The sequence below is a fragment of the Pseudomonas fluorescens genome, assembly GCF_902497745.1.
GTDB classification, from domain to species: domain Bacteria; phylum Pseudomonadota; class Gammaproteobacteria; order Pseudomonadales; family Pseudomonadaceae; genus Aquipseudomonas; species Aquipseudomonas fluorescens_BM.
In genome coordinates this window covers 157,338-182,283 of record NZ_CABVHJ010000012.1, presented here as the reverse complement: position 1 = coordinate 182,283, position 24,946 = coordinate 157,338, and the positions used below count along the sequence as shown (strand labels likewise).

24 protein-coding genes and 1 tRNA gene are annotated in these 24,946 nt (G+C 57.7%); 17 read left to right on the top strand and 8 right to left on the bottom strand.

Annotated elements, in window-relative coordinates:
* Window positions 1-27: 27 nt before the first annotated feature.
* From F8N44_RS19680 to F8N44_RS19610, 15 genes are all read left to right on the top strand, one after another.
* Complete coding sequence (locus tag F8N44_RS19680) at window positions 28-1,095, top strand: putative urea ABC transporter substrate-binding protein (RefSeq protein ID WP_150651463.1); 1,068 nt, start codon at window positions 28-30, stop codon at window positions 1,093-1,095.
* An 18-nt stretch (window positions 1,096-1,113) separates the two neighbouring features.
* A complete protein-coding gene (locus tag F8N44_RS19675; RefSeq protein ID WP_038358319.1) occupies window positions 1,114-1,929 on the top strand; it encodes an ABC transporter permease in 816 nt (271 codons plus the stop codon).
* Window positions 1,926-2,714 (top strand): ABC transporter ATP-binding protein, encoded by a 789-nt coding sequence (locus F8N44_RS19670; protein WP_150651462.1) that lies wholly within the window; start codon window positions 1,926-1,928, stop codon window positions 2,712-2,714. The genes F8N44_RS19675 and F8N44_RS19670 overlap by 4 nt, the downstream gene beginning before the upstream one ends.
* A gap of 25 nt (window positions 2,715-2,739) precedes the next feature.
* Window positions 2,740-3,465 carry an urea amidolyase associated protein UAAP1 gene (locus F8N44_RS19665; protein ID WP_150651492.1) on the top strand — a complete coding sequence of 242 codons (726 nt, stop codon included), beginning with the start codon at window positions 2,740-2,742 and terminating at the stop codon, window positions 3,463-3,465.
* An 11-nt stretch (window positions 3,466-3,476) separates the two neighbouring features.
* Window positions 3,477-4,118, top strand: a complete 642-nt coding sequence (locus F8N44_RS19660; RefSeq protein WP_150651461.1) for an urea amidolyase associated protein UAAP2 — start codon at window positions 3,477-3,479, stop codon at window positions 4,116-4,118.
* Window positions 4,119-4,398: 280 nt separating this feature from the next.
* On the top strand, window positions 4,399-8,046 hold the full coding sequence (uca, locus tag F8N44_RS19655) for an urea carboxylase (RefSeq protein ID WP_150651460.1): 3,648 nt from the start codon (window positions 4,399-4,401) through the stop codon (window positions 8,044-8,046).
* A gap of 24 nt (window positions 8,047-8,070) precedes the next feature.
* The gene (atzF, locus tag F8N44_RS19650) at window positions 8,071-9,843 is read left to right on the top strand and encodes an allophanate hydrolase (RefSeq protein ID WP_150651459.1); all 1,773 of its coding nucleotides are present in this window, start codon (window positions 8,071-8,073) and stop codon (window positions 9,841-9,843) included.
* Between the two features lie 486 nt (window positions 9,844-10,329).
* On the top strand, window positions 10,330-11,817 hold the full coding sequence (locus F8N44_RS19645) for a sensor domain-containing diguanylate cyclase (RefSeq protein ID WP_150651458.1): 1,488 nt from the start codon (window positions 10,330-10,332) through the stop codon (window positions 11,815-11,817).
* Window positions 11,810-12,040 (top strand): cysteine-rich CWC family protein, encoded by a 231-nt coding sequence (locus F8N44_RS19640; protein ID WP_064119704.1) that lies wholly within the window; start codon window positions 11,810-11,812, stop codon window positions 12,038-12,040. The genes F8N44_RS19645 and F8N44_RS19640 overlap by 8 nt, the downstream gene beginning before the upstream one ends.
* Before the next feature lie 33 nt (window positions 12,041-12,073).
* Window positions 12,074-12,766, top strand: a complete 693-nt coding sequence (locus F8N44_RS19635; RefSeq protein ID WP_150651457.1) for a pseudouridine synthase — start codon at window positions 12,074-12,076, stop codon at window positions 12,764-12,766.
* A gap of 316 nt (window positions 12,767-13,082) precedes the next feature.
* Window positions 13,083-13,967: an alpha/beta fold hydrolase gene (locus F8N44_RS19630; protein WP_007911470.1), complete on the top strand. Its 885-nt coding sequence runs from the start codon at window positions 13,083-13,085 to the stop codon at window positions 13,965-13,967.
* Between the two features lie 158 nt (window positions 13,968-14,125).
* Window positions 14,126-14,199, top strand: a tRNA-Gly gene (locus F8N44_RS19625).
* Window positions 14,200-14,825: 626 nt separating this feature from the next.
* Complete coding sequence (locus tag F8N44_RS19620) at window positions 14,826-16,052, top strand: dTDP-4-dehydrorhamnose 3,5-epimerase family protein (protein WP_150651456.1); 1,227 nt, start codon at window positions 14,826-14,828, stop codon at window positions 16,050-16,052.
* Window positions 16,053-16,100: 48 nt separating this feature from the next.
* On the top strand, window positions 16,101-16,373 hold the full coding sequence (locus F8N44_RS19615; protein WP_034153121.1) for a hypothetical protein: 273 nt from the start codon (window positions 16,101-16,103) through the stop codon (window positions 16,371-16,373).
* A gap of 64 nt (window positions 16,374-16,437) precedes the next feature.
* Window positions 16,438-17,658, top strand: a complete 1,221-nt coding sequence (locus F8N44_RS19610) for an MFS transporter (protein ID WP_150651491.1) — start codon at window positions 16,438-16,440, stop codon at window positions 17,656-17,658.
* Window positions 17,659-17,885: 227 nt separating this feature from the next.
* Here F8N44_RS19610 and F8N44_RS19605 read toward each other — a convergent pair whose 3' ends face one another.
* Window positions 17,886-18,248 carry a DUF6124 family protein gene (locus F8N44_RS19605; RefSeq protein ID WP_150651455.1) on the bottom strand — a complete coding sequence of 121 codons (363 nt, stop codon included), beginning with the start codon at window positions 18,246-18,248 and terminating at the stop codon, window positions 17,886-17,888.
* A gap of 572 nt (window positions 18,249-18,820) precedes the next feature.
* Between F8N44_RS19605 and F8N44_RS19600 the strand changes: the two genes are divergently transcribed.
* Complete coding sequence (locus tag F8N44_RS19600) at window positions 18,821-19,549, top strand: class I SAM-dependent methyltransferase (RefSeq protein ID WP_150651454.1); 729 nt, start codon at window positions 18,821-18,823, stop codon at window positions 19,547-19,549.
* Between the two features lie 236 nt (window positions 19,550-19,785).
* Here the strand turns inward: F8N44_RS19600 and tam are convergent, their stop codons facing one another.
* Window positions 19,786-20,556 carry a trans-aconitate 2-methyltransferase gene (gene tam / locus F8N44_RS19595; RefSeq protein ID WP_150651453.1) on the bottom strand — a complete coding sequence of 257 codons (771 nt, stop codon included), beginning with the start codon at window positions 20,554-20,556 and terminating at the stop codon, window positions 19,786-19,788.
* A gap of 165 nt (window positions 20,557-20,721) precedes the next feature.
* On the opposite strand from tam, the gene F8N44_RS19590 reads away from it, so the two are divergent.
* Window positions 20,722-21,132, top strand: coding sequence for a low affinity iron permease family protein (locus F8N44_RS19590; protein ID WP_150651452.1), 411 nt, complete (start codon window positions 20,722-20,724; stop codon window positions 21,130-21,132).
* 87 nt (window positions 21,133-21,219) lie between these two features.
* On the opposite strand, the gene F8N44_RS19585 is transcribed toward F8N44_RS19590, so the two are convergent.
* The 6 genes from F8N44_RS19585 to F8N44_RS19560 form a co-directional block, all read right to left on the bottom strand.
* Window positions 21,220-21,723 carry a DUF4142 domain-containing protein gene (locus F8N44_RS19585; RefSeq protein WP_150651451.1) on the bottom strand — a complete coding sequence of 168 codons (504 nt, stop codon included), beginning with the start codon at window positions 21,721-21,723 and terminating at the stop codon, window positions 21,220-21,222.
* A gap of 76 nt (window positions 21,724-21,799) precedes the next feature.
* A complete protein-coding gene (locus tag F8N44_RS19580; protein WP_007911485.1) occupies window positions 21,800-21,955 on the bottom strand; it encodes a KGG domain-containing protein in 156 nt (51 codons plus the stop codon).
* Window positions 21,956-22,115: 160 nt separating this feature from the next.
* Window positions 22,116-22,754, bottom strand: coding sequence for a LysE family translocator (locus tag F8N44_RS19575; RefSeq protein WP_150651450.1), 639 nt, complete (start codon window positions 22,752-22,754; stop codon window positions 22,116-22,118).
* 60 nt (window positions 22,755-22,814) lie between these two features.
* Window positions 22,815-23,231, bottom strand: a complete 417-nt coding sequence (fos, locus tag F8N44_RS19570) for a fosfomycin resistance glutathione transferase (RefSeq protein WP_150651449.1) — start codon at window positions 23,229-23,231, stop codon at window positions 22,815-22,817.
* A 4-nt stretch (window positions 23,232-23,235) separates the two neighbouring features.
* The gene (locus F8N44_RS19565) at window positions 23,236-23,964 is read right to left on the bottom strand and encodes a hypothetical protein (RefSeq protein WP_150651448.1); all 729 of its coding nucleotides are present in this window, start codon (window positions 23,962-23,964) and stop codon (window positions 23,236-23,238) included.
* 29 nt (window positions 23,965-23,993) lie between these two features.
* Window positions 23,994-24,728, bottom strand: a complete 735-nt coding sequence (locus F8N44_RS19560; protein ID WP_150651447.1) for a hypothetical protein — start codon at window positions 24,726-24,728, stop codon at window positions 23,994-23,996.
* Window positions 24,729-24,946 lie beyond the last annotated feature (218 nt).

Here is a 24,946-nt window from a genome sequence, read left to right as displayed (position 1 = left end):
CGTCCTCGATCAACTGGAGAAACCACCATGACCCGACTACGTCTGCCCGCCCTGCTCGCCGCCGCATTCGCCGCGCTCATCAGCAGCCAAGCCCCCGCCGCTCAGAAAGATCACTTCAGCGTGTGCTGGACGATTTACGCCGGCTGGATGCCATGGGAATACGCCGGCAGCCAGGGCATCGTCGACAAATGGGCGAAGAAGTACGGGATCAAGATCGACGTCGTGCAGCTCAATGACTACGTCGAATCGATCAACCAGTACACCGCCGGCCAGTTCGACGGCTGCACCATGACCAACATGGATGCGCTGACCATTCCGGCCGCTGGCGGCGTCGACAGCACCGCGCTGATCGTCAGCGATTTCTCCAACGGCAACGACGGCATTGTCCTCAAGGGCGACGGCAAAAAGGTCACCGACCTCAAGGGCATGGACGTCAATCTGGTCGAACTGTCGGTCTCGCACTACCTGCTGGCTCGCGCACTGGACTCGGTCGATCTGACCGAAAAAGACCTGAAAGTGGTTAACACTTCCGACGCCGATATCTCTGCCGCCTTCAACACCGAACAGGTCAACGCCGTGACCACCTGGAACCCGATGCTCTCGGATATCAAGGCCAAACCGGGTGTGACCGAGGTGTTCAATTCCAGCCAGATTCCCGGCGAGATCATGGACATGATGGTGGTCAACAGCGCCACCCTCAAAGACAACCCGGCGCTGGGCAAAGCGCTGACCGGGGCGTGGTTCGAAGTGGTCGAGCTGATGAACGCCAAGAACGCTGCGAGCAAAGCCGCGCTGGAGCACATGGCCAAGGCCTCAGGCACTGATCTGGCCGGATTCCAAGCGCAACTCGACACCACCAAACTGTTCGCCACACCGAGCGAAGCGCTGAGTTTCGCCACCAGCAAGCAACTGCCGGAAACCATGCGCAAGGTCGCCGAATTCTCCTTCCAGCACGGCTTGCTCGGTGAAGGCGCGAAAGACACCAGCGCGGTCGGCATGGCCTTCGCCAACGGCGTGACCAGTGGCGATACCGGCAACCTCAAGCTGCGTTTCGATCCGACCTACGTGCAGATGGCCGCCGACGCCAAGCTGTAAGCCACGGAGGATTTGGCCATGCGCCTGATCAATCGCCACCCGGATCGCCCCAGTCGCCTGTTGCTGGTGATTCTGCCGTTCGCTCTGTTGCTGTTCGCCTATTTCATGGGCTCGGCCGAGCGCCTGGCGGACAACCCCAACGACAAACTGCTGCCCAGCGCCGTACAGATGAGCGACGCGGTGAAACGTCTGGCCTTGAATGCCGACAGCCGCACCGGTGACTACCTGTTGTGGCAGGACACCGCGTCGAGTCTGCGACGACTGGCCATTGGTCTCGGCATCGCTGCACTGGCCGGGCTGTGCCTGGGCATCGCCGCCGGCACGTTGCCGCTGTTTGGCGCACCACTGTCGCCGCTGTTGACGGTGCTGTCGATGGTGCCGCCGCTGGCGATCCTGCCGATTCTGTTCATCGTCTTCGGTCTGGGCGAGTTGTCGAAAGTCATGCTGATCGTCATCGGCATCACCCCGGCGCTTGCTCGTGATCTGGAACAGCGTGCGCGGGAAATTCCCGTCGAACTGCTGATCAAGGCGCAGACCCTCGGCGCCTCGACCTGGACGCTGATGCTGCGCGTGGTACTGCCGCAGTTACTGCCACGCTTGCTGATCTCGTTGCGGCTGATGCTCGGCTCGGCGTGGCTGTTCCTGATTGCCGCCGAAGCGATTGCCTCCACCGACGGCCTCGGCTACCGGATTTTTCTGGTGCGACGCTATCTGGCGATGGACGTGATTCTGCCGTATGTGGTGTGGATCACCCTCCTCGCCTGGCTGATGGATTGGGGCCTGAAATACCTGACCCGTCGCGCCTTCCCTTGGTACGAGGGGGCGGCCAAATGAGCTTCATCACGGTAAAAAACGTCTGGCAGCAATACGCCGATCAGGTCGTGCTGGAAGGCTTGAACCTGAGCGTCAACGAGGGTGAATTCTGCACTTTGGTCGGCGCGTCCGGTTGCGGTAAATCGACCTTCCTGCGCCTGCTGCTCGGTCAGGAAACGGCGAGTCGCGGCGAGATCCTGCTCGACGGTCAGCCGCTGGCCAGCGAGCCGGATGCCAGCCGTGGCGTGGTGTTCCAGCGCTACTCGGTGTTCCCGCATTTGAGCGTGCTCGACAACGTCGCCCTCGGCCTCGAATTGCCGCGTGCGCCGTTGCTCGGTCGGCTGTTCGGCAGCGCCAAACGCGAGGCGCGCGAACAGGCTGCGGCATTGCTGGACAAAGTCGGCCTCGGCCATGCGCTGGACAAATACCCGGCGCAGTTGTCCGGCGGCATGCAGCAACGTCTGGCGATTGCCCAGGCACTGATCATGAAGCCGCGCGTGTTGCTGCTCGACGAACCGTTCGGCGCGCTCGATCCGGGCATCCGCAAAGACATGCACGCCTTGCTGCTGGAGCTGTGGCGCGAGACCAGACTGACCGTGTTCATGGTCACCCATGACTTATCCGAAGGCTTCAGCCTCGGCACCCGTCTGCTGGTGTTCGACAAGGTGCGCCTCGACCCGCACGCCCCCGGCGCCTATGGCGCACGCATCACCTACGACATCCCTTTGAACAGCGACCGCCGCGCCCAACGCGCCGCCGTCGACGCCCTGCCGTTGCCACTGGCAGGCGCCCTTCGCACCGCTTGAGAGGACTGCTCCGATGAATAAGCCGATGACTGATTCGACCCAACTGTTCCCAACGTTCGCCGAAGAAATGCTCCCCGGCGGCGGCCACCGTTCCTTCGTGCTGAAGCGCGGCCAATTGCTGCGCCTGACCGATCTGCGCGGCGGCGCCAACGTCAGCCTGACCCTGCTCAACGCCAATGAAAAAACCGAACGGCTGAACCTGCCCGACAGCCTCAAATGCCAACATACCGCCAAGCTCACCGCCGGCCATTGCCTGTACTCGGACATGGGCCGAGTACTCGCCGCAATCACCGCCGACACCTGCGGCTGGAGCGACAGCCTCGGCGGCGTGCTCTGCGCCGAAGAAGTCGCGCAGAAGTACGGTCAGGGCCGCTATCAGGAACTGCGCAACGGCTTCTTCCGCAACGGCACCGACAACCTGCTGGTGGAGCTCGGCAAGTGGGGGCTGGGCCTGTCCGATCTGCTGATGACGCTCAATCTGTTCAGCCGCGTGAACGTCGATGAGGCCGGGCGCTTCCATTTCATCGAGGGCAATTCCAAGGCTGGCGATTACATCGAACTGTACGCACCGATGGACACGCTGGTGGTGCTCACCGCGCTGCAACACCCGATGGATCCGGCGCCGGAATACGCGCCAAAACCGCTGAAGCTGAGCTGGATGAACGCCGACGCCAGCGTCGCCGAACACTGCCGCACCTCGCGCCCGGAAAATGAGCGCGGCTTTATCAACACCGACCGTTTGTTCGCCTGAGGATCGCTGCCATGTCAGTTGCTATCGCCACTTCGCAAAACCAACCCGACACAGCGGTGTACCGCGCCACGATCCCGGCCGGTGAACCCTGGCTGATGGAGGTCAAGGCTGGCCAGACCCTGCGCATTCTCGACCTGGAAGGCAATCAGGCCGTCGATACCTTGTTCTACAGCCTCGCCAATCCCAAGGAACGCTACGACGTGCAACGCACCTTGCGTCGACAGAACAGCGTCTACCTGAGCACCGGCAGCGTGCTGTATTCCAACCTCGGCCACGCGATGCTGACCATCGTCGCCGACACTTGCGGACGCCACGACACCCTCGGCGGCGCCTGCGCACAAGAGAGCAACACCGTGCGCTACGCCCTGGAAAAACGCTACATGCACAGCTGCCGCGACAACTACCTGCGCGCCTGCATCCATGACGGGCGACTGGGCAAAGGCGACATCGGGCCGAACATCAATTTCTTCATGAATGTACCGGTCACGGCGGATGGCGGGCTGACGTTCGAAGACGGGATTTCGGCGCCGGGCAAGTACGTTGATTTGCGTGCGGAGATGGATGTCATCGTGCTGATTTCCAACTGTCCGCAACTGAACAACCCGTGCAACGCCTACAACCCGACACCTGCGGAGCTGCTGGTATGGAACTGAATTTAAATCGACTGCGCCGTTGGCTTTTTGCACTGTGCCAGGCGCGTTCCGGGCAGTGCCTGAAATCCCCCAAACACCCCTGATCAAAATGTGGGAGCGAGCTTGCTCGCGAAGGCGTTGCATCAGAAACATCAATGCTGACTGACACATCGCATTCGCGAGCAAGCTCGCTCCCACAGGATCCGAGGTGGTTTGGAATTGGTGGTTTTTTCATCCGGGACGGCCCGGATGTCTGTCGAAAAACGGCGGGACGGCCCGCTTCCCCTTCAGGGGTTATGCCATGTTCGAAAAAGTCCTCATCGCCAACCGTGGCGCCATCGCCTGCCGCATCCTGCGCACCCTCGCTTCACTGCAGGTCAAAGGTGTGGCGGTGTATTCCGAAGCCGACGCCGCCAGCCTGCACATCCTGCACGCCGATGAAGCCCACAGCCTCGGTGAAGGCGCTGCTGCCGGCACTTATCTGGCCGTCGAAAAGATCCTCGCCATTGCCAAACAAAGCGGCGCCACGGCGATCCATCCCGGCTACGGATTTCTCTCGGAAAACGCTGCGTTCGCCGAAGCCTGTGAAGCGCAGAAAATCGCCTTCATCGGCCCGACGCCCGAGCAACTTCGCGTGTTCGGCCTCAAGCACACCGCCCGCGTGCTGGCCAAACAACACGGTGTGCCCATGCTCGAAGGCACCGAACTGCTCGACAGCCTCGACGCCGCGCTGATTGCCGGTGAACAGGTCGGCTACCCGGTGATGCTGAAAAGCACCGCCGGCGGTGGCGGCATCGGCATGCGCGTGTGCCGCAGCGCCAGCGAATTGAGCGAATCCTTTGAGGCAGTCAAACGCCTCGGCCAGAACAATTTCAGCGATGCCGGCGTATTCATCGAGAAGTACATCCAGCGCGCCCGTCATCTGGAAGTTCAGTTGTTCGGCGACGGTCGCGGTGAAGTCATCGCCCTCGGCGTGCGCGACTGCTCGGTGCAGCGGCGCAATCAGAAAGTACTCGAAGAAACCCCGGCGCCGAACCTGCCGGACGGCATGGCCGATGAGCTGTGCGCAGCGGCGATCAAACTGGCGAAAGCGGTGAACTACCGCAGCGCCGGCACCGTGGAGTTCGTCTTTGACAGCGAGGCGCAGCGTTTCTATTTTCTTGAAGTGAACACGCGGTTGCAGGTGGAACACGGCGTCACTGAACAGGTCTGGGGCGTCGATCTGGTGCGCTGGATGGTCGAGTTGGCGGCCGGTGATCTGCCGCCGCTGAGCGAACTCATACGTGGTTTGCAACCCGAAGGCCATGCGATTCAGGCGCGGTTGTATGCAGAAGATCCGGGGCGCGATTTCCAGCCGAGCCCGGGCCTGCTGACGGCAGTGGAGTTTCCGCCAGCCAACGGTATTCAACTGCGCATCGATACCTGGGTTGAGGCTGGCTGCGAGATCCCGCCGTATTTCGATCCGATGATTGCCAAAGTCATTACCTGGGCGCCAACCCGCGAACAGGCGCGTGCCGAGTTGCATCAAGCGCTGGGCGACAGTCTGTTGTACGGCGTGGAAACCAACCGCGATTACCTGCGGCAGATTCTCCTCGATGCTCCATTCGCCAGCGGTGAGCCGTGGACCCGTTGCCTGGAGGGTCTGGTCTATCGCGCCAACACTTTCGAAGTGCTCAGCGCCGGCACGCAAACCAGCGTGCAGGATTATCCCGGTCGCCTCGGTTATTGGGCTGTCGGTGTGCCGCCATCGGGGCCGATGGACAGCCGTGCATTGCGTCTGGGCAATCGCTTGCTCGGCAATGCTGAAAGTGCGGCGGCGCTGGAAATCACCATGAGCGGGCCGTTGCTGCGCTTCAACTGTGAAGCGGTGATCGCGGTGACGGGTGCGCCGATTGGCCTGACGCTTGAGGGTGAAAATGTGCCGATGAACACTGCCCTGCTGATCCCGGCGGGCGCGACGTTGCATCTGGGCAGCATCAGCGGCGCCGGGGCACGCAGTTATCTGTGTCTGCGCGGTGGTTTGCAGGTGCCGGATTATCTGGGCAGCAAAAGCACTTTCACCCTTGGCCAGTTTGGTGGACATGGCGGACGGGCGTTGCGTGCCGGGGATGTATTGCATATCCCTGCGCTGACTGACCGCCGTGCTGGTCAGCAGCTGGCCGAACAGCACATCACCGCGTTGCCGGCGGTGCGGCAGATTCGGGTGATTTACGGCCCGCACGCTGCGCCGGAATATTTCACCGAAAATTACATCGGCACTTTTTTTGAAACCCAGTGGGAAGTGCATTTCAACTCCAGTCGCACCGGTGTCCGGCTGATCGGGCCGAAGCCTGAGTGGGTGCGGGCCGACGGTGGCGAGGCTGGGTTGCATCCGTCGAATATTCATGACAATCCGTATGCGATCGGCGCGGTGGATTTCACCGGCGACATGCCGGTGATCCTCGGCCCGGATGGCCCGAGCCTTGGCGGTTTTGTTTGCCCGGTGACGGTGATCGAGGCGGATTTGTGGCAACTGGGGCAGCTCAAGGCCGGCGATAAAATCCAGTTCATTCCGGTCAATCTCGAAACCGCCCGCAACCTAGCCCTGAAATGGAATCTCCCCTGTGGGAGCGAGCCTGCTCGCGAAGGCGATATTTCAGACACATCAGTATTGAATGACCCAGCGCATTCGCGAGCAGGCTCGCTCCCACAGGGTTTGACGTCGCCTGTAGTTTTGGCGTTGGGTCAGGGGGATGTGCGGCTTGTTGCGCGGGTTTCTGGCGACACTCATTTACTGCTGGAAATCGGCGAGCCTGAACTCAATCTTGTTCTGCGCTTCCGCGCCCATGCCCTCATGCAGGCACTGGAAAGCAAATCCCTGCACGGCGTGATCGACCTCACCCCCGGCATTCGCTCATTGCAAATCCACTACCAGCCGGAGCAGCTGCCACTCGCCGATCTGCTCGGCATCGTCGCCGGCGAATGGGACGCGGTGTGCGCGGCCAACGATCTGCAAGTGCCGTCACGTATTGTGCATTTGCCGCTGTCGTGGGACGACCCGGCCTGCCAGTTGGCCATCGAGAAATACATGACCACCGTGCGCAAGGATGCGCCGTGGTGCCCGAGCAATCTGGAGTTCATCCGCCGCATCAACGACCTGCCGAACCTCGACGAAGTGCAGCGCACGGTATTCGATGCAAGCTATCTGGTGATGGGCCTTGGCGACGTTTACCTCGGTGCGCCGGTGGCCACGCCGCTCGACCCGCGCCATCGCTTGGTGACGACCAAATACAACCCGGCACGCACCTGGACCGCCGAAAACTCGGTAGGCATCGGCGGCGCCTATATGTGCGTGTACGGCATGGAAGGCCCCGGCGGTTATCAGTTTGTCGGACGCACCTTGCAGATGTGGAATCGCTACCGCGAAGTCGCCGCGTTCGACGGCAAACCATGGCTGCTGCGCTTCTTCGATCAGATCCGTTTCTACCCGGTCAGCGCCGACGAGCTGCTGCGCATTCGCCGCGATTTTCCGCTGGGGCGCTTCGATCTCAACATCGAACAGAGCCAGCTCAACCTTGCCGATTATCAGGCGTTTCTCGGTCGCGAAGCCGAAGGCATCAGTGCCTTTCGTGCCCAGCAACAGGGCGCGTTCAACGCCGAGCGCGAACGCTGGATCGCCAGCGGTCAAGCACATTTCGACAGCGAAGAAGCCGTGGCGGAGTCCAGCGAAGACGCGCTGCTAGCCGACGGAGAACACAGCGTCGACAGCCACATTGCCGGCAATCTCTGGCAGGTGCAGGTCGAAGCCGGCAGCCGTGTCGCGGCGGGTGACGTGTTGGTGATTCTCGAGTCGATGAAGATGGAAATCCCGGTACTCGCGCCGCTGGCCGGGGTGGTGCGCGAGATTCGCGTGCAACCCGGTTCAGCGGTGCGCGCCGGACAACGGGTCGTGGTGCTGGAACTCGACTGAAGCCAATTGGATAAGGATCTACTCATGAATCTGCAACTCGATGTTCTGCGCCAGGCCTATCGCAATGGCGACACCACACCACGTCAACTGCTGCCGAAACTGCGCGAGAAAGCCGCCGCGCTGAACCCGGATTATCACCTGTTCATTCATCTGCTCAGCGTCGCAGAACTGGAGCCTTACCTTGCCGCCCTCGACGGTCGCGAGCTCGACAGCCTGCCGCTGTACGGCGTGCCGTTTGCGATCAAGGACAACATCGATCTGGCCGGCATATCGACCACCGCCGCGTGCCCGGACTTTGCTTATGTGCCGGAACGCTCGGCGACCATCGTCGAGCAGTTGATTGCCTTGGGGGCGATTCCGCTGGGCAAGACCAATCTTGATCAATTTGCTACGGGGCTTAACGGCAGCCGCTCGCCTTATGGCGCATGCCCGAACAGCGTGTTGACGGAGTATCCGTCCGGCGGTTCCAGCGCCGGTTCGTCGCTGGCAGTGGCGTTGGGTGTGGCGAGTTTTGCCTTGGGCACCGACACCGCAGGCTCCGGTCGGGTGCCGGCGGCGCTGAACAATCTGGTCGGATTGAAGGCGAGCAAAGGCCTGATTTCCACCGCTGGAGTGCTGCCCGCATGCCGCACGCTGGATTGCGTGACCACGTTTACCGCGACGGCGCGGGAGGCCAGTCAGTTGCTCGCGTTGACCGCCAAACTCGATCCGCGTGATGAGTACAGCCGCCGCAATCCGTCGTGGAATGACGGCTCGGCGTTTGGTGCGCCACGAGCGTTTCGATTCGGCGTGCCGCGCGCGCAGGATCTCGAGTTTTTCGGCTGCGTCGAAGGGCCGCTGTTGTTCGGCGATGCCATCGACCGGCTCAAGGCCTTGGGTGGCGAAGCGGTCGAGCTGGACCTGTCGCCATTCCTTGAAGCCGCGCGTTTGCTTTACGAGGGGCCGTGGGTCGCCGAGCGCTATAGCGTGGCGGGCGAGTTGATGGAACAGAATCCCGAAGCCGTTCTGCCGGTGATTCGCGCCGTGCTGGCCAAGGCGCCGGCGGTGACCGGAGTGCAGACCTTCCGCGCGCAGTATCGGCTGCAAGCCCTGAAAGCGCTGTGCGATCAGGCCCTCGAAGGCCTCGACTGCGTGCTCACACCAACCATCGGCCGCCCGGTGACGCTGGCCGAATTGCATGCAGAACCGGTGCTGCGTAACTCCGAACTGGGTTACTACACCAACTTCATGAACCTGCTCGACTACGCCGCCGTCGCCGTGCCGAGCGCGTTCATGGCCAATGGGTTGCCGTGGGGCGTGACGTTGTTTGGCCGGGCGTTCACCGATCAATATCTGCTGAGCGTGGCTGATGCGCTGCAGCGTCAGCAGGACTCGGCACTGCCCACGCCCGCAAACGTTGCACGCCATGATCGCGCACGCATCGTGGTGTGTGGCGCGCATTTGCAAGGGTTGGCGTTGAACTGGCAACTGACGCAGCGGGGTGGGAGATTGCTGGAGACGACGTTGAGTTCACCGGATTATCAACTGCACGCGCTGGCTGGCGGCCCGCCATTGCGGCCGGGGATGGTGCGGGTCAAGGACGGCGGTGTGGCGATTGCGGTGGAGGTATGGGAATTGCCGAGCAGCGAGTTGGGCTCGTTCCTCACCGGGATTCCGGCGCCGCTCGGGTTGGGTAAGGTGCAACTGGCGGATGGGCGTTGGGAGAGCGGGTTCATCTGCGAGCCGTATGGTCTGGAAGGTGCGCTGGACATCAGCCATTTGGGGGGATGGCGGGCGTATCTTGAGACTCGGAACTGATCCAGAAACCAACCCTCACCCTAGCCCTCTCCCGGAGGGAGAGGGGACTGACCGAGGTGTCGGAAAGGTGGTTGTCATTCGGTGATACCGAGCCGAACACAATTTCTGAAATCACCACAATCTAGCCCCTCTCCGTCCGGAAGAGGGGACTGTCCGGGGTGTCTTTAAGATAGTTGCCATTCGGTGATGCCGAGCCGAAGACAATTTCTGAAATCACCACAATCTAGCCCCTCTCCGTCCGGAGGAGGGGACTGTCCGGGGTGTCTTTAAGATAGTTGCCATTCGGTGATGCCGAGCCGAACACAATTTTTGAAATCACCACAATCTAGCTCCCTCTCCCTCCGGGAGAGGGATGGGGTGAGGGAGCAATCCTGCTGACACACCCTCAACGTCATATCCCCCGCCATTTCAGGCATAAATCCCGCAGTCTTTTCCCGGCCATCCCACTAGAATGCATGCCATCGGGCCACTGCCAACGGATCTGCCATGCCGCTTCGTTCTCCCCTGTACTCGCAACGCTCGCTGGTCCTGACGCTGATCGCCCTGCTCGGCGCCGGTTTCCTCGCCACGTCGTTGCTGAGTTACTACGCCTCCCGCGCGTCGATCCGCGACAACATCGTCAACACCGAGCTGCCGCTGACGTCCGACACGGTCTACTCGGAAATCCAGAAAGATCTCGTCCGGCCAATCCTGATTTCCTCGATGATGTCCCGCGACACCTTCATGCGCGACTGGGTGGTCAACGGCGAGCAGAATCCCGAGCAAATGACCCGCTACCTCGACGAGGTCATGACCCATTACGGCGCCTACACCGCATTCTTCGTCTCCAACGCCAGCCACACCTATTACCACGCCAAAGGCGTGCTCAAGCAGGTCAAGGTCAACGAACCGCGCGACGCCTGGTACTTCCGCGTGCGTGACATGCAGGATCCGTACGAGATCAACGTCGACCCGGATCTGGCCAACAAGGACAACCTGACCTTCTTCATCAACTACAAGGTTTACGACTATCACAATCGTTTCATCGGCGCGGCCGGGGTCGGTCTGACCGTGGATGCGGTGATCAAGCTGATCGACAAGTATCAACAGCGCTATCAACGCAGCGTGTACTTCGTCGACACCTTCGGCCGACTGGTATTGACCGGCGCCGACGGTGGCCCGGAAGGCGCGCACATCGGCCAAAGTCTCGGCGAACTCGAAAGCATGAAAAGTCTGGTCAGCCAGTTACCCAAACCCCACAGCGGCAGCTACGAATATTCCGCCCACGGCCAGGGGCATTTCCTCAACGTGCGGTTTATTCCGGAGCTGAACTGGTACCTGTTCGTCGATAAACGCGAAGACGGCGCGCTGAGTGAAATCCGTCAGTCGCTGTATCTGAATCTGCTGATCTGCCTGCTGGTGACTCTGATCGTTCTGGCGCTGCTCAACCGCGTGATCAAACGCTATCAAAGCAAAATCCAGGCGCAGGCCATTCTCGACAGTCTCACCGAACTGCCCAATCGCCGTGGCTTCGACATTCTCGCCGCACAGGCATTGCACGAAGCGCAACGCGAGCCCAAACCGCTGACGGCGTTGCTGCTCGACCTAGATCACTTCAAAGTATTGAACGACACCTACGGGCACATGGCCGGCGATCAGGTGTTGATCGGTTTTGCCCGTGACTTGCAAAGTTGCCTGCGCCACTCGGACATTGTCTGCCGCTGGGGCGGTGAGGAATTTATCGTGTTGCTGAAGGACACCGACGGCGACACCGGTCAGAAAATTGCCGAGAAGATCCGCCAACACGTCGAACAGCACGAATATGTCTACGACGGCCACCGCCTCCATCTGACGGTGAGCATTGGCGCCACCACCCTGCAACGCGATGACACCTTGCACAGCCTGCTGTCGCGGGCCGATCATGCGATGTACCGGGCCAAACACACCGGCCGCAACCGCACCTGCGTGGAAATGCCTCACTCGACTTATGCCTGATTCCGACGTTAAACCCGACCATTGCCCGGCCTGCGGCGCCCGCAACGACTGCAGCCTCGCCGACCCGCGCACCGCCGACCGCGAATGCTGGTGCTATGGCGTGAGCATCGACCCGGCCGTGCTTGAAGCGCTGCCGCCAGAACTGCGCAACCAATCCTGCCTGTGCCCGCGTTGCGCGCAAGTCGAGGCGCAACTGCAAGCGGCCAAGCGGCCGATCCCGTAACATGCGCGCCCCGCCACTCACTGAAACCTGAACATGCGCGTCGACCGTTTCCTCAGCAACCTGCCCCGCTACAACCGTCAGCAGGTTCGTCTGTTGCTGGTGGAAAAGCGCGTGCGGATTGACGGAAAAGTCGTCAGCGATCCGCACAGCGAAGTGCTGGAATTCAGCCGCGTCGAAGTCGATGACGAAGTGCTACAAGTCGGCAAACCGGCACGCTACTTCATGCTGCACAAGCCGCCGGGCTGTGTCAGCGCCACCCGCGATCCGCAACACCCGACGGTGCTCGACCTGATCGATGAACCGGACAAAGACGACCTGCACATCGCCGGACGCCTGGACTTCAACACCACTGGGCTGATGTTGATCACCAACGACGGCGCATGGTCGCGCCGCCTGACCCAGCCGCAGACCAAACTGCCGAAGGTCTATTACGTCGAGACCGAGCAGGAGATTGGCGCGCAATATGCGAGCACCTTTGCCGAGGGGATCTACTTCGCCTTCGAGAACCTGACCACGCAACCGGCGCAGCTGGAGCTGCTCGGCCCAAGGTCGGCGCGGCTGAGCATCGTCGAGGGTCGCTACCATCAGGTGAAGCGCATGTTTGGTTTCTTCAACAACAAAGTCCTGCGCCTGCACCGCGAATCGATGGGCCTTCTACACCTCGATAACGCGCTAAAACCGGGCGAGTACCGCGCTTTGCGCACCGAAGAGATCCATTTGTTCTAAGCCGGCGACCGCTCAGCAGAAGTTGTCGAACAATTTACCAACGGCACTTGCGCGATCCCGACTCCCCTGCTTGAATCAGGACGTCGGCCAGATTGTGACCGATGAGTCACAACATACATCCAAGAAACTTTTTGCCGGTAGAGAGCCTTCAAGGCTCCGCCTCAGCCGGCAGACTGCCCGCCAATAACAATACCCGTCGACCGCAGTCATGGATCGACATGGGCCAAGCAAATTCCAGGCGTATGCCTACCTGTCACAAAGCTCGTGCAATCTCTATTTGCGCGCATACCCGCTTGCTTGCCAGGAGTCTTATGACATGAGGCCAGAAATCGCTGTGCTGGATATACAGGGTCAGTATCGGGTTTACACGGAGTTCTATCGCGCAGACGCCGCAGAAAAGACCATCATCCTGGTCAACGGCTCGATGGCCACGACTGCGTCGTTTGCACAGACTGTGAAAAACCTGCACCCGCAATTCAACGTGGTCTGCTACGACCAGCCCTACGCGGGCCGGTCAAAAGCCCACAACCGCCACGAGAAACATCTGACGAAGGACGTCGAAGGGCAGATTCTGCTCGAGCTGATCGACCACTTCGCCGCCGAACACGTGCTGTCGTTCTCCTGGGGCGGCGCTGCGACCCTGGTCGCCCTCGCCCACCAGCCACGGCGCATCGAACGGGCGGTGATCAGTTCGTTCTCGCCGGTGATCAACGCGCACATGCTCGACTACCTCGAACGCGGCGTCGACTACCTCGGTCAGCGCGACGGCGACCGCGTCGGCCATCTGGTCAACAGCACCATCGGCAAACACCTGCCGTCACTGTTCAAACGCTTCAACTATCGCCACGTCAGCAGCTTGGCCGAGCACGAATACGGGCAGATGCACTTCCACATCAGCGACGTGCTGCACAGCGATCGGCAGTGCTATCTGAATGCAGCGAAAAAGATCAACGTGCCAGTGCTGTTTCTAAACGGCGAATGGGACGAATACACCGCTGCCGAAGACGCACGCCTGTTCGGCAACCACGTGGCGCAGAGCACGTTCACCACGCTGCAAGCCACCGGGCACTTTCTCGACATGGAACACAAGGCGGCGTGCCGCGATAGCCAGAACGCCTTGCTCGGCTTTCTGAAACCGGCGCAGCAGACCAGCCGAACGCGTTACTCGTTTGTTCAGGATCAACATGCACTGGCAATTTGAAAGAGCGTCGTCGCGAGCGAGGCTGTGGGGTTGAGATTTGGCTTTTCTCACCGCAGTGCTCGCCCGCGACTGACCGTTTTCAGTGATTTAAAGCGTTCATGAGTAAAAGAAAAACTTCAAATCCGTGGCCGAGTCTGGTACAAAGTCAGCCGCTCAGAGCGGGTGTCGTATAATGGCATTACTCCAGCTTCCCAAGCTGATAACGAGGGTTCGATTCCCTTCACCCGCTCCAATCGAATTTTTGTCTCACGTTGTTTTTTGACGGGGGATGCAGGAACAGAAAAAACCGGTCTTGATGGCCGGTTTTTTTGTGGCTGGGATTTGAGGTCGGCCACTGATCCAGCGCAGAACCATCAGGAAACAAACCGTTGATTGCAGATTCGCTTTGACGCTTCGGTCCCTCCAACGTTAAGACGTGTTGTTATGTTTGGTTAATTAAATGCGCGAGCGACACCATTTTAAGTCTTCAACCCACGAAACTAACAGCGCACCATTAGAGAGCACTGACAAGCATATAACTTTACGGCTTCGATCTCACAGCGCAACGGATAAAGAAATAGTCATCCAGTTCAGCCATATTCGCCTGAACGCATAGGGGACCGTATGTCCGCACTATTTTTGCATCCATGCACAAAAAGAGCGCAAATAAAAAATTGTCAAATTTTTCCTGTTTTTTTATTGACATCAGTTTTTTGATTGCCCTACCTTTGTTTTAACAGCAATGCAATTCAACGGCGCCGTGAGTGCCAGAGCAACGCTGATGTTTTTGTTTCATATGCCAAGGACAATCAGGTCACCCATTGATGGCTGACCTAGGCAATTTGCTTTCTCTAAAAGCAAGCATTGAAAGAGGGATCTATGTTCAAAAACATTGAAGACACTGACTACACATCTGAATTTTCAATCAGCGGGCTAAAGTTCGAGGCCAATCAATCGCTGAGTATTCCCTGCGGGGCCAGCTTGTTTAATCACAAACTGATTTCAAGTGCAGGCCCCATGATTTCCGACTTCGTTACGCATGAAGCCAACTTTAATTACTCGACCTATGGCATACATGTCGGACAAGACGATCGATTGACATTCATGGGTGGTGACAGGCGCAGAATTGAAGGTTATTTTGTTGATTGCAGGGAAGATAGCCCAACATTGCATCAAATAGTTCGACTCCGTTTCAACACTAGCCTCAAACGGCATCTTGTCATTCCACGTGGTGTAGCACATACGTTCGATAATCTGGAACGTGTAGTGACAAGGGATGAGCCCGTCTGGTATTCAGACACAAACAACTCCGCTTGGAGTATTGATAATGACTTGGTGTCAGTATCAAGAGACACTCGCCTGGAAGACTTCCCTGTCGTCAGACCCAACAAGTTACGTCTTCCAAACGAAGCTCATACGTTCCTTTCAAAAATGTCTCAATCTTTGCTGGAAAACCCTAAGGCTTACCTTGCAAGATTTGCTGTAAGCATTGCGGGCACTGAGACCTATGTGATGCTCGAACCCAAACAATGGTCAGATGACGAAGGCTATTTAGCTGAACTGGTTTCTAATGTAACCAGCCCTGGCGTTACTGCCAAAAGAAATCGATATGCACTGACGGGGCAGCAATCGTTCACACTTGTACCCAATACCGATTCATGCGTGGCAGATGTACTGATACTGGAAGAGAACGCATCCAGCATTGCACGCCGCTACTGGCATGCACGAACCAGAAAAATCTACACCTTTCTGAATAACGAAGGGTCAGTGATTGAGATAGATTGTATTGACCTGCGCAAGACCTCACCGACCTATGGTAAAGAATATACCTCACAGGTTATTTGTGATCCGCGAATCAGCCTTTGGATTGAACAGGGTATCGCTTACTTTTTCCGCTGTGCGAAAGATATGATTATTCGTTGTGAGCATGAAGTTTTTGTAGACATCAACGAACCTCGAGATGATTTGCCCATGTTTGGACAGGACATGATTCCTTTGCCAAACAACGAGGCCTACCCGGACGTTAGCTTGCCCGTTCTCAAATGCCCCGGTGAAGTGGTTTATAAGATGGCGCAGTTTGAACAGCAACAATTTAATAGAATTTAATTTTGGGTGCGCACGCAATTGCTTTTCAATGCATGAAGGAGATTCAATATGGAAGAAGTTCTCGTAGCAAAAGCAGTTTCCTGGAAAACCGAACTGACCTCAATGATGAGCTCAGCAACCTCTGAGACAGATAAACAGGCCTTGGCTGCATTTCAAAGCGCATTAATGCCTTACCTGGATACCCCCGACTCGCTGCGAACCCTATTAGGAAAAATCCAAATGGCGTCAACGCTTGAAACTCTCACCGCGAGAGCTGAATTTTCAAGTTTGGCGGAGTTTCAATCCACTTTACCAGACACCGTAAAAGTGATCGCCGCGTAACAAAAATATTTACGTGACCGGATAAACAGTCGTGCGCACCTACCTAAACCCCAGCAACTCAAAAATGTATATCTTCGCTTCGGTGGGCGTATTTATTGCGCTCTCCGAAGCAGTTTACGATCTGGTATTCGCGAATCTCGCCTATTCGATAACAGGCACTACCTCAGCTGCTACAACCACCTATGCGGTTGGGTATATTGCAGAACTATTGGTAACACTACTGGGTGCAGGATTCATTGACCGCTTCAACAAGTGGAAATTATTCATCGTCACTCAGACTATCAACATCATTGTATTTGCAGCAGCAACAATCATTTTGTCTTTCCATACCAACACTGTCGCTTGGGTATGGACCTTCGCATTTCTGGTAGATCTGATACACCAGTATTCCAGGCTGATAATGTTTGCCCTGGTGCCTTTTTTATTCGAGCGCGAAGAGATACCCCGCATCAATGGTTTTTTGGCGACAATGAATGGCGTTGCACGGTCTGTTGGGCCGGCAATCGGTGCAATTGCTATTCTACAGATCGGCCTGTCTAGATCACTTACAGTATCGGTCGCGTTCATGTTGGTCGCCCTGCTGTTGGCATTAAGCTTAGTCTCTAAATACCAATCTCGACCGCTAGAAGGCGCTGAACCCGAGCATTCATCCTTCAAGCAGCGCTTTCAAGAAAGTATTACCGGCGCGTCCCGTACTACAGTAGCGCTACTCCGGGCACGGCAATGGCGCGCGTTTCTTGGATCCTACTCGGCGTGCGTGTTAGTTATAAGTGTCCTGGCGCTTCTGTGGATTCCGCTCCTACGCGACTTCCACGAATTTACGCCTGATCAGACTGGCTATCTTTACAGCATTGGCGCAGCAGGGGCAGTCTTGGGAGGCTTTACCACAAAAAGATATGGCGGGGGAAATTTCCTCCAGATGATTATATTTATCGCGCATTTCGTGATGCTAGCCGGGGTAATAACAACACTACTCATCAGAGGCAACGCAATTCTGGTAGGGGCTGGTATGTTCGCTTTTCAATTTGGAGCAACGATGTATTTTCGTACCACCGCCAGCGCTATACAGCTGTCAGTCCCTAAAAACATTATCGGAAGTTGGTATGGGGCTATTGATTTCACAAGCCGTTTTACCGGTTTGACGGGAATATTACTTGCTGGCTGGGCGTACGATCAGATCGGGGTTTACTGGGTTTACTCAGGCTTGCTTCTGCTACTTATAGTCAGCGCCTTGAACTGGACTCCCAGTCGAAAATTTATCGGGTTATTAAACTCGACTGCCTAACCTGGATGCGGGGATTCGTAAATATCGAATCATTCCTGCGATCGATTAAAAGCCGAAGCTTTGCTTCATCTGGTTCGATGGCACCCATGCCCAATTGATGGCTGCGAGCGCCTTAAGAAATTTTGCGCCCGTTAATTAACTGGTAGAAAAACGCCTGTAAATTGGGCAACAAAAAAACCGGTCTTCGACCGGTTTTTTGTGACCGCCAATTATGAGAGAACTCGTGATTAGCCCGCCGGCACCACGTTATCCAGCGCCTTATTCACCGCCAACTCACTCAACATGACAATCTGCGCAATGCCAAGCGCGGTCTTGCGGTGCGAGGTGTCGAGTTGTGCGGCGAAGTTGTTGAGCAGGGTGGTGGCCGAGCCGAGGGTTTCGCTGGCGTTGGCCAACAGGGATTCGGTGTCGTATTTCGGGTTGGCGAGGTACATCGGTTCGGGTTCGTGGGTGGAACCCATGATTCTGGCCGTGGGGCTGAGATAGTGGTCGAGGGCGCGTTCGGCGGCTTCGTGGAATTTCTTTGAGTTGGGTGATTCGTAGGGGGATGCCGGATCGGTTTCCGGCGGATTTGGCGTTACTTTGAACATTGGACTGAGACCTTTTAGTAAGGCCGCAACCGATCTCGCTACTAAACGGATGGGTGGCAGCTGTGCGCAAGTTAGTAGACCGGACCCCAATCCAAATCCGGCGCACCCGAGGGCGCCATGCGCACAGCCACCATCAGGTGCAAGCATTTGCCTGACTGAGTGGTACTCATGCAGCTATTCAGATTGAGGATGCCGGGCTACTAAACCCGATCACTGGAAATCAGTGACGCGAACCAAGTTACCGACCGCCCCTAAAGCGCACAAGCCGGCGGATTCTGGCGTAGCGGTAGGCAACGGCGCAAGGATTTGTAGGCTTCAGGACGTAACACTGCACGTCTTTAAACACTTCACTCGCAAGACGTTTACGTGGCGATAAAACATAGCGATTTCCCCGACATTACAGATCCACAACACTCCACCGGTTTTCACCTCCCGCCCGACCGACTAGCATTTCCCCATCGACCACCACCCTCCCCCTGCGCGGCCATCGACGAATACGCGCCATCACTTTCGAGGGATTTCAATCGCGGCCACTTCGCCGCTGACGATCGAACTCAATAGAGCACCTCACCATGACGCAAAACATTTACGACGATCCCGAGTTTTTCCAGGGCTACAGCCAGATGAACCGCTCCATCGGCGGCCTCGACGCGGCGCCGGAGTGGCCGGCGCTCAAGGCGCTGTTGCCATCCATGCACGGCCTGAACGTGGTGGATCTGGGCTGCGGTTATGGCTGGTTCAGCCGTTGGGCCATTGAAAATGGCGCGGCCAGTGTCTTGGGGCTGGATGTCTCGGAGAAGATGCTGGAGCGGGCGCGAGTAACCACGACGGCGGCGAACATTCGTTATGAGCGCGCCGATCTGGAACAGCTCGACTTGCCCGCTTGCAGTTTCGATCTGGCTTACAGCTCGTTGGCACTGCATTACATCAAGGATCTGCCGGGGCTGTTTGCGCACCTGTACGCGGCACTGAAACCGGGTTCGCACTTTGTGTTTTCCATTGAGCATCCAATCTTTATGGCGCCGCGTAATCCGGGCTGGTTGGTAGATAGCGAAGGTAACAAGCGTTGGCCGCTGGATAGCTATCAGTTGGAGGGTGAGCGGGTTACGAACTGGTTGGCCGAGGGCGTGATCAAGCAGCATCGTACGGTCGGGACATTGCTCAATTCGCTGATCGATGCGGGGTTCACGATTCGACATGTCAATGAATGGGGGCCGAGCGATGCTGAAGTGGCGGCGCAACCGGCGCTGGCGGAAGAGCGGGAGCGGCCAATGATGATGTTGGTGGCGGTGCAGCGTTGAGCGGGTTTGCAGCTTGATAAGCCCTCACCCTAACCCTCTCCCAGAGGTAGAGGGGACTGACCGAGTTGTTCTCCAGGGTTACGCCGACCTGAAATATCGAGCCGAACTCCGGGTCCGGATACAACACCGGTCGGCTCCCTCTCCCTCGGGAGAGGGCTGGGCGGGCGGCGTTCCGATGAGGGGTCCGTCCGAAAGCGCACCAAAAATCTCCAGCCGAAAAACAGGCCCAATTTATTTCAGCGCGTCGCGACGATCAATAACCGTGGAAATGGCAACAGCACCGAGCCATCCGCCAATGCCGGATAAGCCTTCTCAACCTCCGCCAGATACTGCTCCAGGTACTGCGCCTTTTCCGCCTCGGTCAGCGGACTCAAAAACGGAATCAACCCGCTCCCCTTGAACCACTCCACCACCCCCGCCGCCCCGCCTGACAGCTGATGGTGATAGGTCGTGCGCCACACATCGACCCGCGCACAGTGTGGCCGCAGCATCGAGAAATAATCACTGGCGCTCGCCATGTCGGTACGTTGCCCCGCAGCGCTTGAAAGCTTGCTCGCCCACGGACCCTCCGCGGCGACTTCACGCATCAAGCGGTGTGAGGGTTCATTGAGGTTGTCCGGCATCTGGATCGCCAGGCTGCCACCGGCCGACAACTTGCTGGCCAACGCCGGCAACAACATCGCGTGATCCGGCACCCACTGCAACACGGCATTAGCGAAGATCACATCAAACGGCCCGGCATCGACCCATTTATCAATCTCGGCTACATCGAAGCGCAAATCCGGCAAGCGCTTGCGAGCCGCGTCGATCATGTCTGCCGAGCTATCCAGCCCGCTGACCTTCGCCCCCGGAAAACGCTGCACCAGCAACTCAGTCGAGTTGCCGGGACCACAACCGAGATCGACCACTGTCCGCGCTTCTGGCGTGGGAATCGCCGCCAGCAGATCGCGGGCCGGGCGGGTGCGTTCATCTTCGAAAGTGACGTATTGTTTGGCGGACCAACTCATTGCGTTCTCCTGTCGGGGGCATTCCAGCGGTTCGACACGATACCGCGATCTAGCGCGCCTGCCTGCCCTACCAACGTCCGGTGACGTGGGTGGATTTGTAATTAGAATTTTCCACCAGCCGCAGCTGTCTGAATTTCAAGACTCTTCCCATTAAGGAACACCGCTATGAAATTCGCAAAAATCTCCCAGAAGCTCGCGCTGTGGGCCGGTAGTCCGAAGACCTTCATGGGCGCGTTGATCCTGATCGGGTTGTGGGGGTTGAGCGGGCCGATCTTTGATTACAACGACACTTGGCAACTGATCATCAACACCTCGACCACCATCATCACCTTCCTGATGGTGTTCCTGATTCAGAACACACAGAACCGCGACACCGACATTCTCCACTTGAAGATCGATGAATTGCTGTTGGTGACCAAAGAGGCGCAGAACGCGATGCTTGGGCTGGAGGCGCTTGATTTGGAGCAGTTGGAGGCGTTGCGCAGGCACTACCGTTCGTTGGGCGAGGGTGAGGTTTTTAATCTTGAGGGGTTGGGCGAGAAGAGCAAGTCGAAGCAGGATTTGAATGAGTGCTGAGGGTTTAAATCAAAAGATCGCAGCCTTCGGCAGCTCCTACATAAACAGGTGTAGGAGCTGCCGAAGGCTGCGATCTTTTGATCCTGATTAGCGGCTAGCCTGCAGCGCGCGAGCCTTCTCCAGATGGCTTTGCAGTTTCGGCAATGTCTCGTCGGCAAACGCTTTAATCTCCGGCACGTCGGTGGTCTGCGCTTGCTGCTGAATCTGCTCGATGGCCTCTTCAGTGGCTTTGACTTGACTGGCGGCGTAGGCCTGATCGAAGGAGGCGCCATCGCTCACTGGCGGCATCAACTCTTTGGCCTTGTCGGCCAGCTCCTCACGGGGCGCGACCGGCAGGTCGAGTTTCTTGGCGATCTTCGCCAGGTGCTGGTTCGCCGTGGTGCGGTCATTGATGACGACGATGGTGTAGTCCTTGACCTCTTTCGATTCGGCTTTGCTGTGGGCCAGACGACTGGCTTCGATGTCGGCCATTCCTTTGGCGGAGGCATCGTTGATGAAATCGGCGGGCGACTGGGCAAAAGCACTGCTGGCACACAGGCCCAACAGCGATGCAAAACTCATGGTGCGTATACGGGTGGCCATCCGGCTCATGGTCGCGCCCTCCTTACTTGCGAAATTCAAGCGGGAGCTTACGCCCCCGCCTCTCAATCAAAACTACCTTCACCGACTACTTCGATTTCTGAGCGGGCTTGCGGCCCATGTCTGGTTTTGGCTCTTTGTCGACGGTCGTTGTGGTGGTTTTCCCACCTTTGCGACCTGCTTCAGAGGCCTTGGTTCGATCGTTGGCGAAGTTTCCCGAGTTCGAGTTTCTTGAATTAGGCATGATTCTCTACCTCTTGGTAATGATCGTGGCGAGCAGGTGCCCGCCTAGATTGAGAATTTCCTGGCCGGCAAAGGTTTAGAAAAGTTGCAGTCGCTGCGACGAACGGCGGCCCTTAATCAAACATTTCTAGCCTCTTGATTGCGCATCCCTGCACACACCTTCAAGCCTTGTTCGGCATCAGCCCCGGCAGCGCATGCATCAGCGCGTTGATGGCAAAACCTATAAACATCACGCCGCACAAGCGGGTGATAAGCAACTCATGACGCTGATACAGCATGCGTACCCGCTGCGCGCCAACCACGCCAATCAGAATAGCGTAGGCCAACAAGCCGCCGAGGAAACTCAGGGCAATCAACGCCGGCAGCATCGACCAGTTGAGCAGTTCGGCGCGGCTCGACAACAGCGCGGTGAAGGTCGCGACCGCCACCGGATAGGCCTTGGGATTGGTCAAACCAAACAGAATGCCGTGCCAGAACGGCTTGCGCGCCGCACCTTGCGGTTCGTCGCCGTTGCGACGCTGGGCCCGCACCGCGCGCCAGCCGAGCCAGAACAGGTACAAACCGCTGAGCACACCGAGCACATCAAACGCGGTGCTGCCGATTTCCCGGGCGCCGACAATCGCAATCAGCGCTGTGCTGCACCAGACCACATCACCGAGCAGGTGCCCGCAAAGAAACCCCGCCCCGGCCCGTCGCCCGTGGGCTGCACCGATGCCGAACACCGCCAGCACACCCGGCCCGGGCGTAATGCCATAAATGAAACCCGAGGCCAGCACGGCCATTAGCAACGATGGAGTCATGGAAAACCTGCAAGCGCCAGAACACGTGGCGGCCAGTCTATAACAGACAAATGTGTCTGATCATGACTCGTCGTAAAAACGCATGCCGGCGTACGGTTTTTGCCGACACGCTGCCAGTCGTGATGCGAGATCGCCGACGTGAATTTCCAGCTTGTGGCCGTCTGGATCGAGAAAATAGAACGACGCACCTTCGCTGCGGTTGTCGCGCCACTCCTGCACGTTCACCGCTTTTAGCTTTGCTACGAATGTTGAGAAATCGGCTGCATTGAGACTGAAAGCGTAATGGGTGTAATCGGCGCACGGTTCGCTTGAGCGCGTTGAATCAAGCGACAAACACAACCACAGCCCGGGCAGCGACAGATAGGCACCGGCGTCCCACGTGGCTTCGACGCGCAGCTGCAACACATCGCGATAGAACGCCAGGCTGCGGTGCAAATCGCTGACCGCGAGGGTCAGGTGGTTGAGGCCGGTAAGCATCGGGTCAGTAACCTCTGAGATCTTCGGGGACGATGTATTGCTGGCCGTCGTAGGTCAGGACGACGCGAGTTTTCTTCATGTCGATCGTTTTCGAGATGCACTCCTTACCCGACAGGAAGGATTTGTAAACTGAACCGCTCGAGCTGATGATCAAATCGGCAAAACCATGGTGGCTCGTCGGGCCGATATCTACAGTCCTGCGGATTTGCGTGTCTTCGGTGCCACACTCATCCGTCCCTTCACCAAATTCCTTGCGAATCACTAAGCCTTCCAGCACTGGGCGCAATTTGTTGCCTTCCCGCACATACAACGCCAAATCGGTTTTTGCGTAAGGATTGGCTCTGGAGCCGTGACTGGCGAATTTTGAACGCAAACCGAATGCACGGACATCAGCAGCCAATCGGTAACGGGCCGTATCGATTGTCAGATCGTCGAAACTAATGGCATCGGAATTGTAGGCACCCGGCTTTGCATAGGTAGCGAGGCTCTTGCCGCTTGTCGAACTGACGAGCGCCAGTTCCAGATCGAACACGCCCATCTCATCGTCGCCCGAATCCGAGAGAAATGAAGACTTCGCCGCAATCGACTGATCGTTGAACGCCGGCCACGCTTTGCAGCGCGAAAGGGAGTGGCCATCGAATTTTTTCACTTCGCAAGCGGCCTGGGCTTGAGCGGTGATCGTCAAAAGACCCATCGCGATAAAAGAGCCCAGCACTGTGGAACGCGAAATCATTGTTCTTCCTTGAGTAAAAGACATCGGTCTTAGAGGCCTTTGAAATCTTCAGGCACTACGTAGTTTTTGCCGTCATAGCGAAGTGTCGTCAATACCGGTTTTTGCGTGACGGTATTGGATACACACGCCTCGCCTTCGCCCTCGCCAACAGTCGAGCTACGGATCGTTTTGATAATCAGGTCGGCATAGCCATGGCTGCTGGTCTTGGCCAGAGCCACGGTTCGCGTAGTCTCGTAGCGCTCTCCCGCACAATTGCCATCCCACTCCCCGCCATATTCATAAACCACCAGCCGATCCATGACAGGACGCAATACGTTGCCGTCTTTCACATAGAGCGACAACCAGGTTTGATCCAGAGGATTCACGCGCGAAGAGCCTTTGAACCGTACTCGCACGCCAAAGGCCTGCAATTGCGGCGCGAGCTTATAGCGGGCGGTATCGAATTTCAGTTCGTCCAGCGCGATGGCATCAACAGAGAATGCGGAGGGCTGATAAATGCTCGCTAACGGCTGCAAGTCTGCGCTCGCCACCAAGGACAAACGCAGATCGTAGAGACCCACCGTCCCCTCCGCGCCATAGACCGGATCGGGCGAGAAATTGGCGACCGCGGTGAGCGCCAGCCCGGGATACGCCGGCCAGTCCTTACAGAGGGAAAAATCCACCTCATGCGCCGTTGGCGCCGGTGTGCAATCGGCAAATGCCTGCCCCGCCAGTAACCACCCGCACAATGCCGCACACCCGACCCAGCCAGACTTCACTGTCACTTCCCGCTCCTTGAGCACTTTTTCAGCCGCGCACTATCCCCTGCTGTATCGGCCCTTTCAACCGAATCATCAGTAAACCAAAGTGCATTTCCCGCTTGGTAGCGAGAAGTCGTTGACAGCGTTGCGGGCGTTGGGGCGATGTTGGCGATTGCCGGGGTGGTGTTGATTCGTGTGTTTGAGAAAAATGGGGTGGCTGTTAACTGATGGAACCAATCCGT

What these genes read in the sequence shown, in the direction of transcription:
- F8N44_RS19640 (WP_064119704.1), top strand. Translation starts at nt 11,810, where the DNA reads ATGCCTGATTCCGACGTTAAACCCGACCATTGCCCGGCCTGCGGCGCC.
- F8N44_RS19580 (WP_007911485.1), bottom strand. Translation starts at nt 21,955, where the DNA reads ATGCCTAATTCAAGAAACTCGAACTCGGGAAACTTCGCCAACGATCGA.
- F8N44_RS19665 (WP_150651492.1), top strand. Translation starts at nt 2,740, where the DNA reads ATGACTGATTCGACCCAACTGTTCCCAACGTTCGCCGAAGAAATGCTC.
- uca (WP_150651460.1), top strand. Translation starts at nt 4,399, where the DNA reads ATGTTCGAAAAAGTCCTCATCGCCAACCGTGGCGCCATCGCCTGCCGC.
- atzF (WP_150651459.1), top strand. Translation starts at nt 8,071, where the DNA reads ATGAATCTGCAACTCGATGTTCTGCGCCAGGCCTATCGCAATGGCGAC.
- F8N44_RS19660 (WP_150651461.1), top strand. Translation starts at nt 3,477, where the DNA reads ATGTCAGTTGCTATCGCCACTTCGCAAAACCAACCCGACACAGCGGTG.
- fos (WP_150651449.1), bottom strand. Translation starts at nt 23,231, where the DNA reads ATGCTTACCGGCCTCAACCACCTGACCCTCGCGGTCAGCGATTTGCAC.
- tam (WP_150651453.1), bottom strand. Translation starts at nt 20,556, where the DNA reads ATGAGTTGGTCCGCCAAACAATACGTCACTTTCGAAGATGAACGCACC.
- F8N44_RS19645 (WP_150651458.1), top strand. Translation starts at nt 10,330, where the DNA reads ATGCCGCTTCGTTCTCCCCTGTACTCGCAACGCTCGCTGGTCCTGACG.
- F8N44_RS19670 (WP_150651462.1), top strand. Translation starts at nt 1,926, where the DNA reads ATGAGCTTCATCACGGTAAAAAACGTCTGGCAGCAATACGCCGATCAG.
- F8N44_RS19680 (WP_150651463.1), top strand. Translation starts at nt 28, where the DNA reads ATGACCCGACTACGTCTGCCCGCCCTGCTCGCCGCCGCATTCGCCGCG.
- F8N44_RS19615 (WP_034153121.1), top strand. Translation starts at nt 16,101, where the DNA reads ATGGAAGAAGTTCTCGTAGCAAAAGCAGTTTCCTGGAAAACCGAACTG.
- F8N44_RS19605 (WP_150651455.1), bottom strand. Translation starts at nt 18,248, where the DNA reads ATGTTCAAAGTAACGCCAAATCCGCCGGAAACCGATCCGGCATCCCCC.
- F8N44_RS19585 (WP_150651451.1), bottom strand. Translation starts at nt 21,723, where the DNA reads ATGAGCCGGATGGCCACCCGTATACGCACCATGAGTTTTGCATCGCTG.
- F8N44_RS19620 (WP_150651456.1), top strand. Translation starts at nt 14,826, where the DNA reads ATGTTCAAAAACATTGAAGACACTGACTACACATCTGAATTTTCAATC.
- F8N44_RS19635 (WP_150651457.1), top strand. Translation starts at nt 12,074, where the DNA reads ATGCGCGTCGACCGTTTCCTCAGCAACCTGCCCCGCTACAACCGTCAG.
- F8N44_RS19630 (WP_007911470.1), top strand. Translation starts at nt 13,083, where the DNA reads ATGAGGCCAGAAATCGCTGTGCTGGATATACAGGGTCAGTATCGGGTT.
- F8N44_RS19575 (WP_150651450.1), bottom strand. Translation starts at nt 22,754, where the DNA reads ATGACTCCATCGTTGCTAATGGCCGTGCTGGCCTCGGGTTTCATTTAT.
- F8N44_RS19675 (WP_038358319.1), top strand. Translation starts at nt 1,114, where the DNA reads ATGCGCCTGATCAATCGCCACCCGGATCGCCCCAGTCGCCTGTTGCTG.
- F8N44_RS19610 (WP_150651491.1), top strand. Translation starts at nt 16,438, where the DNA reads ATGTATATCTTCGCTTCGGTGGGCGTATTTATTGCGCTCTCCGAAGCA.
- F8N44_RS19590 (WP_150651452.1), top strand. Translation starts at nt 20,722, where the DNA reads ATGAAATTCGCAAAAATCTCCCAGAAGCTCGCGCTGTGGGCCGGTAGT.
- F8N44_RS19600 (WP_150651454.1), top strand. Translation starts at nt 18,821, where the DNA reads ATGACGCAAAACATTTACGACGATCCCGAGTTTTTCCAGGGCTACAGC.
- F8N44_RS19565 (WP_150651448.1), bottom strand. Translation starts at nt 23,964, where the DNA reads ATGATTTCGCGTTCCACAGTGCTGGGCTCTTTTATCGCGATGGGTCTT.